The 14779-nt window shown below is 37.2% G+C and carries 12 protein-coding genes and 2 pseudogenes; 8 read left to right on the top strand and 6 right to left on the bottom strand.

Annotated features, from left to right (window positions below; translation table 11 throughout):
* The 3 genes from KDN24_RS13155 to KDN24_RS13145 are packed head-to-tail and all read left to right on the top strand — an operon-like array spanning position 1 to position 2704.
* Positions 1–621 (top strand): flavin reductase family protein, encoded by a 621-nt coding sequence (locus KDN24_RS13155; protein ID WP_409973809.1) that lies wholly within the window; start codon positions 1–3, stop codon positions 619–621.
* A 4-nt stretch (positions 622–625) separates the two neighbouring features.
* On the top strand, positions 626–1543 hold the full coding sequence (locus KDN24_RS13150; RefSeq protein ID WP_409973810.1) for a fumarylacetoacetate hydrolase family protein: 918 nt from the start codon (positions 626–628) through the stop codon (positions 1541–1543).
* 9 nt (positions 1544–1552) lie between these two features.
* Entirely contained in the window at positions 1553–2704 is a 1152-nt protein-coding gene (locus KDN24_RS13145) for a homogentisate 1,2-dioxygenase (protein ID WP_409973811.1), read from the top strand.
* Between the two features lie 37 nt (positions 2705–2741).
* Here the strand turns inward: KDN24_RS13145 and fakB are convergent, their stop codons facing one another.
* The 3 genes from fakB to katA form a co-directional block, all read right to left on the bottom strand.
* The gene (gene fakB, locus KDN24_RS13140; protein WP_409973812.1) at positions 2742–3608 is read right to left on the bottom strand and encodes a fatty acid kinase binding subunit FakB; all 867 of its coding nucleotides are present in this window, start codon (positions 3606–3608) and stop codon (positions 2742–2744) included.
* A gap of 181 nt (positions 3609–3789) precedes the next feature.
* Positions 3790–5343, bottom strand: coding sequence for an ABC-F family ATP-binding cassette domain-containing protein (locus KDN24_RS13135; RefSeq protein WP_409973813.1), 1554 nt, complete (start codon positions 5341–5343; stop codon positions 3790–3792).
* A gap of 312 nt (positions 5344–5655) precedes the next feature.
* Entirely contained in the window at positions 5656–7113 is a 1458-nt protein-coding gene (gene katA / locus KDN24_RS13130; protein ID WP_409973814.1) for a catalase KatA, read from the bottom strand.
* 426 nt (positions 7114–7539) lie between these two features.
* Between katA and kbl the strand changes: the two genes are divergently transcribed.
* The 3 genes and pseudogenes from kbl to KDN24_RS13115 all read left to right on the top strand — a co-directional run.
* On the top strand, positions 7540–8730 hold the full coding sequence (gene kbl, locus KDN24_RS13125; protein WP_409973815.1) for a glycine C-acetyltransferase: 1191 nt from the start codon (positions 7540–7542) through the stop codon (positions 8728–8730).
* Positions 8731–8931: 201 nt separating this feature from the next.
* Positions 8932–9882, top strand: coding sequence for an L-threonine 3-dehydrogenase, SDR-type (locus KDN24_RS13120; RefSeq protein ID WP_409973816.1), 951 nt, complete (start codon positions 8932–8934; stop codon positions 9880–9882).
* A 288-nt stretch (positions 9883–10170) separates the two neighbouring features.
* Positions 10171–10500, top strand: a pseudogene (locus KDN24_RS13115) (SMP-30/gluconolactonase/LRE family protein); the annotation flags it as partial.
* Positions 10501–10603: 103 nt separating this feature from the next.
* Here KDN24_RS13115 and KDN24_RS13110 read toward each other — a convergent pair.
* Entirely contained in the window at positions 10604–11344 is a 741-nt protein-coding gene (locus KDN24_RS13110; RefSeq protein WP_409973817.1) for an arylamine N-acetyltransferase family protein, read from the bottom strand.
* A gap of 146 nt (positions 11345–11490) precedes the next feature.
* Positions 11491–12507: a selenide, water dikinase SelD gene (gene selD / locus KDN24_RS13105; protein ID WP_409973905.1), complete on the bottom strand. Its 1017-nt coding sequence runs from the start codon at positions 12505–12507 to the stop codon at positions 11491–11493.
* Between the two features lie 287 nt (positions 12508–12794).
* Between selD and KDN24_RS13100 the strand changes: the two are divergent.
* Positions 12795–12929, top strand: a pseudogene (locus KDN24_RS13100) (SelT/SelW/SelH family protein); the annotation flags it as partial.
* Positions 12930–13043: 114 nt separating this feature from the next.
* Complete coding sequence (gene selA, locus KDN24_RS13095) at positions 13044–14447, top strand: L-seryl-tRNA(Sec) selenium transferase (protein ID WP_409973818.1); 1404 nt, start codon at positions 13044–13046, stop codon at positions 14445–14447.
* A gap of 98 nt (positions 14448–14545) precedes the next feature.
* Here the strand turns inward: selA and KDN24_RS13090 are convergent, their stop codons facing one another.
* Positions 14546–14689 (bottom strand): small acid-soluble spore protein P, encoded by a 144-nt coding sequence (locus KDN24_RS13090; protein ID WP_409973819.1) that lies wholly within the window; start codon positions 14687–14689, stop codon positions 14546–14548.
* Between the last annotated feature and the right edge of the window lie 90 nt (positions 14690–14779).

Here is a 14779-nt window from a genome sequence, read left to right as displayed (position 1 = left end):
ATGGAGATAAATCCAGAAAACCTTGCATGGAAGGAGTCATATAAGCTGCTCGTAGGTGCTATTTTGCCTCGGCCAATCGCTTTTGTCACTACAATTAATAATAATGGCATCATTAATGCAGCTCCTTTCAGCTTCTTTACAGCTATTTGTGCTGATCCACTTCTCATTTGTTTTTCGCCGATGAGAAGAGGGACAGATCATCATAAAAAGGATACACTCTCCAATATCGAGGCGACAAAGGAATTTGTTATAAATGTTGTTAGTGAGGATATTGTAGAGCAAATGAATCATTGTGCAGCGGATTTTCCTGCAGAAATTGATGAGCTTGAAGTATCAGGTTTAAATAAAGCTGAGAGTAAGACGGTTAAAGTGCCGAGAATAAAAGAATCGAAAGTACATTTAGAATGCAAGCTTGAACAAATTCTCCATTTTGGAGAGCATGCTGGAGCTGGCAGTCTTGTCATTGGGAAAGTTGTACATGTCCAAGTGGCTGATGAACTTTATGAAAATGGCAAAATTAATACATTAAAATTAAAACCTGTTGGCCGTTTAGCTGGACAAATGTATACGAAGCCAATTGCTGATACATTTGAATTAGTGAGAAAAATAGAGCCGAGGTGATGCAATGAAATTCGTAACTTTTCGAAAGAGGAACGGGGATATAAGAGCTGGCTGGCTTGAAAAGAAACAATATGTTGTCGATATGTATGAAGCTTCGAATGGCCAATTACCGAAAGACATGCTTTCTTTTCTTGAAGACCATTTCGTTTTTACTCATTATATTCGCTCTAATCTTTTCTCTGATCTTAAAGGCTTTTATCCTCTACAAGATGTACAGTTGCTTGCTCCAATACCAAACCCGAAAAGCTTTCGTGATTTTTACGCATTTGAAAAACATGTGAAGACGGCGAGAAAACATCGTGGACTTGAAATGATCCCAGATTGGTATGACATTCCTGTGTTTTATTATTCCAATCATCTTGGAATGCTTGGTCCAGATGAAGTGCTTGCTCGTCCTAAATATTGCGAGCAGCTAGACTATGAACTGGAAATTGCCTGTGTCATTGGAAAAAGCGGTAGAAACATTAAAGCAGAAGACGCAGAAGAATATATTTTTGGCTATTGTATTTTGAATGACTGGAGTGCAAGAGATATTCAAAAAAAAGAAATGAAAGTTGGGCTCGGACCGGCTAAAGGTAAGGATTTTGCAACTTCAATTGGACCTTATATAGTGACAAAGGATGAACTCGAACCGTTTCGTTCCAAAAAAGGTTATGACTTAAACATGACTGCAAAGGTGAATGGCAAGCTGCTTTCAATAGGAAATATGATTGATATTTATTATTCCTTCGGTGAAATGATTGAACGTGCTTCAAATGATACGACGTTGTATGCTGGAGAAATTATCGGGTCAGGGACTGTAGGAAGCGGTTGTATTTTAGAGCTTGGGACAAATGTTCATCGCTTTCTTGAGCCTGGGGATGAAGTGGAGTTAGAAATAACAACACTCGGATCATTAAAAAATACCATATTACGAGAGTGAGTTGGGACCATGCATTACAGGCAAATGGGTAGAATTCCGCACAAACGCCACACGATGTTTAAAAAAGAAGATGGAAGTCTTTTTCGTGAGCAAGTAATGGGAACAAAGGGTTTTTCTGGGACCCAATCAATTTTATACCATCATTATATGCCAACCGAAGTAGTGAGATCAGAACTAATAGGCATGTATTTGCCTGAATATGAAAGCCAGCAGTCATTGAAGCATCGTCATTTTATGACCGACAAAAGTTTAAAGGCAGGCAATGGTTTAAATGCAAGGGAATATTTGTTAGGGAATGACGATTTACTTATAGGCACCGCGAATCTTGATGGTCCAATGAAAAGCTATTATCGAAACGGTGATGGGGATGAAATGCTCTTTATCCATTACGGAACCGGCAAAATAGAAACAATGTTTGGCTCAGTTTCGTATCGGCCAGGAGATTATGTCATTATCCCGATTGGGACGATTTATCGGGTTATTCCAAATGAACAGGAAAAAACTAAAATATTGTTTATCGAGTCCTTTAGTCAAATCACAACACCGAGAAGATACCGGAATGAATATGGACAATTGCTAGAACATAGTCCGTTTTGTGAACGAGATATTCGCGGACCAGAAAAATTGGAAACGTATAATGAACAAGGTGAATACGAGGTAGTAACAAAAACGAGAGGATATCTTCATTCACATATTTTGAATCACCATCCTCTTGATGTAGAAGGATGGGATGGCTATTTATATCCATGGGTATTTAATATTGAGGATTTTGAACCGATAACTGGGAGAGTCCATCAGCCACCACCAGTGCATCAAACATTCGAAGGTCATAATTTTGTCGTTTGCTCTTTCGTACCACGTTTGTTTGATTATCATCCTAGCGCTATTCCAGCACCTTATTACCATAGCAACGTAAATAGTGATGAGCTTCTTTATTATGTAGAAGGAAATTTCATGAGCAGGAAAGGAATAAATAAAGAGTCAATTACTCTACATCCATCTGGAATTCCACATGGGCCGCATCCAGGAACGACCGAAGCAAGCATCGGCAAAAAAGAAACACTCGAGCTTGCAGTGATGATCGATACGTTTAAACCGTTGAAAGTCACAAAGCCTGCCACTTTCATTGAGGATGAGAAATATATGTTTACATGGGTATAGAAAGTGGGGTTACGCGAATGGAAAAAGGAGCTTAGGTTCATCCTAAGCTCCTTTTTTCGTTATGCCAAATGGTTGCAAGTGTACCTTCTCCAGCATGAGCAGCAATTGTTGAGCTGATTTCACCGATAAAAATATCTAGCTTCGGAAAAAGGGCTTTAATCTCGTTTGCCAGCTCCTTTGCTTTTTCATATACATTTCCATGCATAATTTGAACTTGTGCGATCGAGTGTTTTTTATAAGATTCTCCGAGAAGTTCCAGCATTCTTTTAATCGCCTTCTTCTCTGAGCGAACCTTATCAAAAAGGATAAACTCACCGTCATTATTAATTTGAATAATCGGTTTAATTTTCAAAATACTCCCTAGTAAATACGCTGTACCAGACATTCTTCCGCCTTTATAAAATTGATCAAGGCTTCCAAGTAAAATATAGTTTTCTGATTTTACCGCTTCAAGTTGAAGATTATGAGCAATCTGTTTAAATGGAACAAGATTATTAGCCATAACTAACCCTTTATTAATTAACGTTGTGATTGCATAAGACATCGACTTGGAATCAACTGCTTCAACTGGAAAATCAGCAAGTGCCGCCCCTGATAGACAACTATTTATCGTGCCACTTAATTTACTAGAAATATGGACGGCAATCGCTGATTCATAATTTTCTTTTAATTTTTCAAAAAGCTCAGCAAATCTTCCAGCTGAAGGCTGAGATGTTTTAGGAACTTCCTTATGTGAACGAATCCGTTCGTAAAGCTCATGGGTATTTAAATCTATTCCATCTTCAAATGTTTCATTACCAAATGAAATAGAGAGTGGGATAACGTAAACATCAGGATGGTTCCTCAGCTCCTCTGTAAGAAAGGCAGTACTGTCAGTTATCCAAGCAATTTTCTTATCAGTCATATATTCGTTTGTCCTTTATATCATATTTACCCAATAAAGATGTTTGCTACTAAAGTAAAACACTATGAATATAGCAATGTTTTTTCTATACAAGAGGTGAAGAACTATGGAGTATTATGTCGAAATCGGGCTCATTTCATTATACACTAATTAAATCTGATTGTAAGAGTAATAAAATAAACTACGATTGATTTTGTGACCATTCCTCGACATTCCATACTTTCGTTACCCAATCCTCATAAAAATCAGGCTCGTGGCAAACTAATACGACTGTTCCTTTATATGCCTTTAAGGCACGTTTTAATTCTGCTTTTGCTGACACGTCTAGGTGATTTGTTGGCTCGTCAAAAAGGAGCCAGTTACTTTCGTTCATTTGCAGCTTACATAAGCGAACTTTAGCTTGCTCTCCACCGCTTAATTGATTTAAAGGACGAGAAATATGCTCATTTTTTAAGCCACATCTTGCAAGTGCAGCACGAACTTGATGCTGATCCATTGATGGAAACTCGCTCCATACGTCATCAATCGGAGTCATATTCATTGCTTTAACCTCTTGTTCAAAATAAGAAGGGAAGAGGAAGTCGCCACGTTCTAATGTACCGCTAATCGGTTCTATCTTTCCTAGCATTGTTTTTAAGAGAGTAGATTTTCCGACACCATTACAGCCAACAATGGCAATTTTTTCACCTCGTTCAATGGTAATCGACATTTTTGGTAAAAGAGCATGTGTATAGCCGATTTCAAAATCTTTCCCTTCGAAAACGTAGCGGCTGCTGCCACGAGCTTCTTTAAATTCAAACGTCGGTTTTATTGCCGTTTCAGGACGATCGATTCTTTCCATTCTGTCTAGCTGCTTTTGCCGGCTCTTCGCACGGCCAGTCGTTGAGTAACGAGCTTTATTCTTGGCAATAAAGTCTTCTTGCTTCTTGATGAACTCCTTTTGCTTCTCATAGGCATTAATATGTTGATTTTTATTGATTTCTGCTAATTCAAGAAATTTTTCATAGCTTGCGGTATAGCGAGTAAGCTTCGAAAATTCAAGATGAAAAATAGTGTTTGAAACTTGATTCATAAATTCAGTATCATGTGAAATTAGCATAAAAGCATATGGATATTCTTTTAAGTAATTCGTTAACCATTGTATATGCTCAACATCTAAGTAGTTTGTTGGCTCGTCTAATAGTAACACTTCAGGTTTTTCTAACAGTAATTTTGCTAATAATACTTTCGTTCTTTGCCCACCACTTAATGCAGAAACATCACGGTCTAATCCGATTGCATCTAATCCTAGTCCCCGTGCGGCTTCCTCTATTTTTATATCAAGCGAATAGAAATCTCCAGCATCGAGTCGATCTTGGATTTTGCCCATGTCATCCAATAATTGCTCAAGCTCCTCAGGGGTTGCATCTGCCATTTTTGAGGTTACTTCATTTAATGCTTGCTCCTGTTCAAAAAGAGGGAGAAAAGCATCTTTTAAAACATCCCGCATTGTTTTTCCAGGTGTCAAAACGGTATGCTGATCAAGATAACCATAATGAACACCTGATGTCCATTCAACACGTCCAGTATCATGGATAAGTTGGTTTGTAATAATATTCATTAATGTTGATTTACCAACTCCATTTGCCCCGACAAGACCAATATGGTCCTCGGCTAAAAGGCGAAAGGAAACATCTTTAAATAATGTTCGATCACCGAAAGTATGACTTAATTTTTCTACATTTAATAAACTCATGAATCTAAATCCTCACTTTACAATTTCAAATTCAGTTTTGCAGCATATTTGTATTTTATCATCCAAATCATAAAATTTAAGCTAGTCTATTTAATAATTTTCTCCTAAAAGTAGCTTTTATTTTCACATCATACTTGATTTTCTTCAATTAGACTAGATTATTATACATAATTTTTCGTTTAAAAGTTATTACTTAAATTAGTGAACAAAAAAAAAGCGCCCGATATTTGTCAATAACGGACGCCCATTTAAATCAGACTATTATATAGAGTGAGAATAGAAGGAAGAACAAAGGTTAAAAAAGATTGTATGTTATTTTACTTCATGTGGGATAGCTAAACCTAGTCCTTCTGCGACTTTCAATCCGTATTCAGGATCAGCCTTATAAAAATGCCCGATTTGACGAAGTTTGATTTCCTCAAGCTTAACAGGCTTCATCGCAGTTACGATATTTTCAACAAGTCGTGCTCGTTCCTCCTCAGATAATAGACGATACAAGTCACCGGCTTGTGTGTAATGGTCATGGTGATCGTACGCTACTTGCTCTGCTAATCCAGAAACTGCGTACGGAGTTGTCTTAGCTTCAGGTACTTCAGTAGGGCCACCGAAACTATTAGGCTCGTAATATACGGAACCTCCACCATTGTTGTCAGAACGCATTGCACCATCGCGGAAATAATTTTGTGCTTCCACTTTTGGGCGGTTAATTGGAAGAAGGTTATGATTTCCTCCGACACGATAACGATGTGCGTCCGCATAGGCAAACAAACGGCCTTGAAGCATTTTATCTGGAGACGGCTCAATGCCAGGGACGAATGCTCCTGGTGAGAAAGTAGCTTGTTCCACTTCAGCAAAATAATTTTCAGGATTTCTGTTTAATGTCATTTTTCCAACTTCAATGAGTGGATAATCTTTTTGTGACCATACCTTTGTCACATCAAAAGGATCGAAACGGTATGTGTTCGCATCTTCCAATGGCATTATTTGCACAAACAATGTCCAGGAAGGGAAGTTACCTTCTTCAATAGCATTAAATAAATCTTCTGTATGATAGTCAGGATTCGTGCCTGCAAGTTCTGCAGCTAGCTTTACATCAAGATTTTTAACACCTTGATTTGTTCTAAAATGATATTTTACCCATACAGCTTCTCCTTCTGCATTTACCCATTTGAATGTATGACTTCCATACCCATGCATATGGCGGAATGTTGCTGGAACCCCTCTATCTGACATTAATATCGTTACTTGATGTAAAGACTCTGGAGAATGTGACCAGAAATCCCAAACAGCAGTAGGATTTTTTAAATGTGTTTGTGGGTCTCTTTTTTGTGTATGGATAAAGTCAGGGAATTTAATGGCATCACGAATAAAGAAAATCGGTGTATTGTTACCTACGAGGTCATAGTTACCCTCTTCTGTGTAAAATTTTACAGCAAAGCCGCGTGGGTCTCGAACTGTATCTGCAGAACCAAGCTCTCCAGCAACAGTCGAGAAACGAATAAACATATCGGTACGTTTTCCTACTTCATTAAATAGTTTTGCTTTCGTATATTTAGACATATCATTTGTCACTTCAAAATAACCGTGTGCACCTGCACCTTTTGCATGAACAACTCGCTCAGGAACACGCTCTCGATTAAAATGCGCGAGCTTTTCCAATAGATATACATCTTGAATGAGAGTAGGACCACTAGATCCTGCTGTCATGGAGTTTTGATTGTCTCCAACAGGAGCACCCCAACTTGTTGTGAGATTATTGTTTTTTGCCATTAACATTCACCTCATATGAATTATTTTAAACTTACAATTTAAATGATAACAGTTTTCAAAATAAAATCAATGCTTAATAATAGTAATTTTAAAAAAGTAATAATTTTAATAGACTGTATAACCTGTCCAAGAAAACTGCATTAATAAATGTATATTTTAAAAAGAAGTGGAAAAGAACCATTATCGTATAAAAGATAATGAAAAAAACTATTCTTTCTATGGTAATGGGTAAACTAAAGGTAAACAGTATAAAAATATTTTTTGAAATGTCCTCTATGTATGTACATGGATGAAAAATATGATAAAGTAATAGGCAGGAATCCTTTATAGGGCTCATTTTTGAATAGTGATTATGTCCACGTCAAAAACACAACTGTGTTTATTGTAAGAACAAACTTAACAATTATTGAACTGGGGGATGGAATGATGTCTAGTAAAACATTAGCTCATTTTTTAGTGGAAAACTTAGAGGATTTAAAAGGGAAAGGTTTATACAATGTGATCGATCCAGTTGAAGGTCCAAATGGTCCGATCATCAAAATTAATGGAAGAGAACTAATTAACTTATCTTCAAATAACTATTTAGGTTTAGCAACGGATGAACGTATGAAAACAGCTGCTATTCAAGCAATAAATCATTATGGTGTTGGGGCAGGAGCTGTAAGAACAATAAATGGAACGTTAGATATACACATCAAACTTGAAGAAAAATTGGCAGAATTTAAAGCGACAGAAGCAGCAATTGCTTATCAGTCTGGTTTCAACTGTAATATGGCTGCAATTTCAGCCGTAATGGATAAAAATGATGCTATACTTTCTGACGAATTGAACCATGCTTCAATTATTGATGGATGTCGTTTATCAAAAGCGAAAATAATACGCTATAACCATTCAGATATGGACGATTTACGGAAGAAAGCGAAGGAAGCAAAGCAATCTGGCCAATATAATAAGCTAATGGTCATTACAGATGGTGTTTTTTCAATGGATGGAGATATTGCAAAGCTTCCTGAAATTGTGGAAATTGCAGAAGAATTTGACCTCATTACATATGTCGATGATGCGCATGGCTCTGGTGTACTAGGGGATGGTGCAGGAACGGTTAAGCACTTTGGGCTTTCAGATAAAATTGATTTTCAAATTGGTACACTTTCAAAAGCAATTGGTGTTGTTGGCGGCTATGTAGCTGGAAAGCAAGAGTTAATTGATTGGCTAAAAGTACGAAGCAGACCTTTTTTATTCTCAACATCATTAACACCTGCTGATGCAGCAGCAAGCAAAAAGGCAATTGAGTTGCTGATGGAAAGCACAGAATTAAACAGAAAGCTTTGGGAAAATGCAAATTATTTAAAAGCTGGCTTGAAAAAGCTTGGATTTGATATCGGAAATAGTGAAACACCAATTACTCCTTGTATTATTGGGGATGAAGTGAAGACACAGGAATTTAGTAAAAGGTTAAACGAAGAAGGCGTCTACGCGAAATCAATTGTATTTCCAACAGTAGCAAAAGGGACTGGCAGAGTGAGAAATATGCCTTCAGCTGCACACACGAAGGAAATGCTTGATCAAGCAATTGCTATCTATGAGAAAGTTGGGAAGGAAATGGATATCATCTAATTTTGATATCAAACAATCGCATTTTTCTAGGCTAGTAGGAAAGTTTAAGTTTATTAACGTGCTAAAGAAATATTACATTCAAATAAATCTGCTAATAGTACCGCAGAAGAAAAGCTAAGGCATTCGCCGAAAGGACTTGGCGAATGCAAAGCTTTTCTAAAAATAAGATAAATCCTGCAACGAGGGAAGGTTTGGAGAAATATGAAGAAGATTTTTATTACTGGTGCTCTTGGGCAAATTGGCTCTGAATTAACCGTTAAGCTTAGAAGCATTTATGGAGTGGACAATGTGATTGCGACAGATATCCGCAAAAACGATTCTGAAGCTGCCAATTCTGGTCCATTCGAGGTTGTGGATGTAACAGATACGAAAACGATGATTGAAACTGCCCGCAAATATAATGTTGATACTGTTATTCATATGGCTGCACTTTTATCAGCAACTGCAGAAGCGAATCCAGTGTTTGCTTGGAATTTAAATATGGGTGGACTTGTAAATGCACTTGAAACAGCAAGAGAATTGAAATGTCAATTTTTTACACCGAGCTCTATTGGTGCTTTTGGTCCTTCAACACCGAAGGATAATACCCCACAGGATACGATTATGCGGCCAACTACAATGTATGGTGTAAATAAAGTAGCTGGGGAATTATTAGCTGATTATTACTATCATAAATTTGAAGTGGACACGCGCGGCTTACGTTTCCCTGGTTTGATTTCTTATGTAACACCTCCAGGTGGAGGAACGACAGACTATGCTGTAGAAATTTACTATGAAGCAGTTAAAAATGGTCGTTACACATCATATATTGATAAAGGAACATTCATGGATATGATGTATATGCCTGATGCCTTAAACGCGATTATCGATTTAATGGAGGCAGATGCAGCGAAATTAAAACATCGTAATTCATTTAATGTGACAGCGATGAGCTTCGATCCTGAGGGAATTGCTGCAGAAATCCGGAAGTCAATCCCGAGCTTTGAACTAGCATATGATGTCGATCCGATTCGTCAAAAAATTGCAGACAGCTGGCCAAACTCTCTTAATGCAACCGCTGCGAAAGAAGAATGGGGCTTTAAAGCAGAGTATGATTTAGCGAAAATGACGCTGGATATGCTTGAAAAAATTAGCGAGAAAAAGAATAGTTAACAAACGATATGTTTTTGTAAAAAAAAAATCCAACAAAATCGCATGAAGGCTAAAAGACCTTCATGCGATTTTTAGATTTTTCGATAGTTTATCGGTAAAGTAAAGGTGAAATTTGGTAATCTATTAAAAAGCACTTAGATCAGATCGAAAGGAATTGAAGCACAAAAAGCATGACGATTTTGCAAAGGAGAAATAGAAGAATGTAGTTTCAATTTGAAGAGGTGTATTTACTTGTTAGGAGATTTAGAATTAGTTCTAGATGCAAAGGCAACACTTGGAGAAGCGCCACCAACAGAGGTTATAAGTTTTTCAGGAGTTGAAGGATTACCTGATGGGATGACGATTGATGAAGAAGGTATGCTTTGGATTGCACATTGGGGCGGCTCAAAGGTTTCTAGATGGGATCCGAAAAAGGGAAATCAGTTAATGGAAATTATTATTCCAGCAGTAAATGTTACTTCATGTACATTCGGCGGGGAAGATTTAAGTGAATTATACATCACAACAGCAAGAACAGGCGTGGCGGCTAAAAACCTAAGACAATACCCATTTTCTGGTGGGGTGTTTAAGATTAAAACAGGTGTGAAAGGAAGCCCATCTTATTCATTTAAAGGATAATATTATCCTTAAGACTTTCATTATTTGCAGGCTGCTGTGAAATAAAGATAAGATAGTTGAGGTGGAGTGGGTTCCAATTCAACTATCCGATTTAATCCTATTTTCATAGTTTAATTTGAAAATGCTTTTCAATAAATTTAATTTTTTCTCCTTCCGTTATGTCCCATTTTTCTTTTTCACCGTTTTTTGTGACGGTGACAGTTAAATCTGAAAGGGTAATGCGGCCAAATTCTGTTGCAATGGTCACAATATCACCATGGGTAAAGGTCGAGTCAGGAGAGGTTTGATTGTATAGACAGCCTTCGGAAAAATCCTCTAGTTGCCTCATTTCATCAGAAAAACGATAAAGAATTTTCCATTCTCCATGATCAAGCTTTTGAAGGTCGAATAACCCATCTTCATTTTTCAATATCCGATAAGTGCCACTAACATCTGTTCGTTCATTACCTGATAGCGGAAGAGGTTGTCTCACTGAGTCTCCAAAACCAACATCTACTAAATAGGGCTTGTCTAGAGTAACAATAATGGCTGCATGGCTGTTAGACTTAGCCCAGCCATTCTGTTTTTTGACTGTACAGGAAATTAAATGAGATTGGAACCCTAAGTTTGTTAATAATTGCTGGAATAAGCCGTTTAGCTCATAACAAAAACCGCCGCGTTGCTTTTCGATAATTTTATGATAGAAACTGCTTACATTCAGTTTAATTTCAACTTTTCTTGTCACATCAAGATTTTCAAACGGAATGCTTTCCATATGATGCCTTTGCAGTTTTGTTAAAAAATCTAGTGCTGTTTCACTTTGCTCATTAACTGAAATCCGTTTTAAATAAGCTTGCATATCCATAAAGATCCTCCTTTTCTAATTAAAAGTGTGAATGATTTTATAAAGGAATGAAAGCCATTGTGGCTATCATTCCCTGTTGGTTTTTAGTGGAAAATCCTTGTTAGTAGATAGATTTAGCGCATCCGTCTAATAATTTGGAAATCCAGCTATTTCACATAAATTAATTTTTCTTGTTTTGGAAGTACTTTGCCGATAATGGAGGCAAAAGAAAGGCCTGCCTCATGTAGTTTTTCTACATATTCATTTGCTTCCTCAATCGACATAGAAACTAATAAACCACCAGACGTAATCGCATCACATAAGATTATTTGGTTTTCTTGTGAAATATTGTCGTATTGAACATCATTTGCGACCCATTTATGGTTGGATTTAGAACCTCCTGGAACTACTCCATTTTTGGAGAGCTCATATGTCCCATCAAGCAGTGGTACTTTTTCCATATGTATTTCAAAACTAACTTCACTACCACGTGCCATCTCTGAACCATGTCCTAGTAGTCCAAATCCAGTGACATCTGTAACAGCATGTGGAGAGTAGGAAGATAAGATTTCAGCTGCTGTTTTATTTAACATGGCCATCGTCTCAGTTACAGCTGCTTCTTGTTCTTTTGTTACCGCTCCACGTTTAATGCCTGTCGTTAAGATGCCTACTCCAATTGGCTTTGTTAAGACAAGGACATCACCGGGTTTCGCACCAACATTTTTCCAAAATTTGTTCGGGTGTACAATTCCTGTAACAGATAGACCGAATTTTGGCTCTTGATCATCGACAGAGTGTCCACCGATCGTAATTGCGCCAGCTTCCTTTACTTTATCGGCTGCACCACGAAGGATATCTGCAAGGATATCGGCACCTAGCTTTTTAATAGGGTATCCGACAATATTAAGCACCGTTTTTGGATGACCACCCATTGCGTAAACATCACTGAGCGCATTTGCCGCCGCAATTTGACCAAACATATATGGGTCATCAACAATCGGTGTGAAATAATCTACTGTTTGAATTAAGGCAATTTCATCTGTTAATTGATAAACACCTGCGTCATCGGCAGTTTCATTTCCGACGAGTAATTCGGGCACAGGCTCTTGCTTTGGTAATTGACACAAAACTTGCGTCAAGTCCTCAGGACCAATTTTGCAGCCTCAGCCAGCTTTTGTTGACATGGAAGTCAAACGAATTTTCTCATGTTCGCTCAAAAGGACCACCTCCAAATTTCAGTATACAATTATTTATCGATAATATCACATAATTCGTGCGGATTTATTTGCGGAAGTGATTAGTTTATACTAAAATGACAATGAATAAATATTTAAATATTTTGTGAACTTATCCAAGAGGAGGTAACCGGATGAGGAAATTTAATGTGAAAATTGAATTTTGTATGATGTGAAACTATTCTCCAAAAGCTGCGAGTCTCGCACAAGAACTTTTTTCTCACTTTCGGCATGAGGTTGAGAGCCTAGAGTTGATTCCTAGTACAGGAGGAATATTTGAAATAACGGTTAACGATAAGAAAATTTATTCAAAAGAAGAAACAGGTCTATTCCCAAAAGCCGAAAATATTATTGAAACTTTGCAGGGGTAAATCCTTTTCATATCTTCCTTTTCCTATTTTCAGGGGAAGGTTTTTTAATTTTCAAACTACGATTTTTGTTTAACCATAATGTTATAATAGACTGACAAGATAGGAGGGTATTCATTGAAACATTTACTTAAATTTATTCCTCCCGTACATGAGCTTCAAAGGGATGAGCGTTTCTCACTTTTAATGAACCGTAACGGGATAGATTCCTTACATATTACAAATGAACTAAAAATGGTATTAGAGCAAATTCGCCATGAGATCTTAAATGATCAATGGAGAGGGCCTGAGCCAGGCAGTAAAGCTTTTAATGATTTATTGTTTCAGAGGTTCGAAATGTCAGTAAGCAAACATTTTAGCTACACGATAAAAAGGGTCATTAATGCGACTGGTACTATTTTACATACAAATCTGGGAAGAGCGCGTTTAAGTGAAAATGCAGCAAGGCATATGGCTAAGACAGCACTTCATTATTCAAACTTAGAGTATAAGATAGAGGATGGAGAAAGAGGATCTAGACATAGTCATGTTGAAACACTTGTGAAAAAATTAACAGGTGCTGAAGCAGCGATGGTTGTAAATAATAATGCGGCAGCAGTCTATTTCATTTTGAAAGCCTTAGCTAAAGAAAGGGAAGTTATTGTATCGAGAGGCCAGCTTGTTGAAATTGGCGGATCGTTTCGGATTTCTTCAATTATGGAGGAAAGTGGAGCTAAGCTAATTGAAGTTGGTACAACAAATAAAACCCATATATCAGATTATGAGAGAGCAATTTCTGACAAGACGGCAATGATACTAAAAGTTCATACGAGCAATTTTAAAGTAATAGGCTTTACAAAATCAGTAGAATCGGATGAATTATCAAAACTGGCTCGAAATAACGAAATTATCTTTTACGAAGATTTAGGGAGTGGAGCACTTTATAATTACAGCCGTCATGGAATAGGGGATGAACCAGCGGTGAGTGATGTGCTAAAGCTCGGAGCTGATATGGTCTCATTTAGTGGTGATAAGCTTTTAGGCGGTCCACAGGCAGGGATTATTGCTGGTAGAAAAGATTTGATAGAAAAATTAAAGAAGCACCAGCTTGCCCGAGTTTTGCGGGTCGATAAAATGACACTTGCCGCTTTAGAAGCAACTTTGCTTGATTATGTAAAAGGTGAAGATGGCATTAAAAATATTCCTGTCGTAAGAGATCTACTAGTGACGAAGGAAGAACTAAAGCTGAGAACAGAAGCGTTTATCAATAAAATGCAAAGCATATCAGATCAATATATCTTTTCTTTGCGAGAAAGTACGAGTCAAGTCGGTGGTGGTACGATGCCAGAAGTTGAACTTCCTTCAATCGCTGCGGTCGTTACACATCAAAAATGGTCAGCAGAAGTACTTGCACAAAAATTAAGAACGGAATCCGATCCTAGCATTATCGTAAGAATTCAAAAAGAAGAAGTGCTCATTGATTTAAGGACTGTGACGATCGAGGAGGAAGCCAATATAATAGAAGCATTATCAAAACTTTAATGAAAATGATTGTTTACTTGCTATGAACCGACTATGAAAAGCCTATAATGAGATAAAAAAAAGAGAAATCGGCGTAAATGCCGATTTCTTTTTTTTCCTTACATATCATGACTAGAATTATGTTTTTGTCTCGTATGATTGCGGTTTTTTACTTTTTTTGATCCGCTAAGAGGTTCAGGCTGGCCAGGATTATCTCCTTTTGGAGCATTTTTTCGCATATCCTTACTGTCGTTTTTATTCATGACAATCACTCCTCCTACTAATTAGTGTGGAAAACCACGATAAAAATTATACTGAATATTTTTTTTCAAACTGCACAATTTAACTTTACA

This window comes from Cytobacillus sp. Bva_UNVM-123 (assembly GCF_046351715.2).
Taxonomy (GTDB): domain Bacteria; phylum Bacillota; class Bacilli; order Bacillales; family Cytobacillaceae; genus Cytobacillus.
This window is presented reverse-complemented; position numbering and strand designations above follow the sequence as displayed.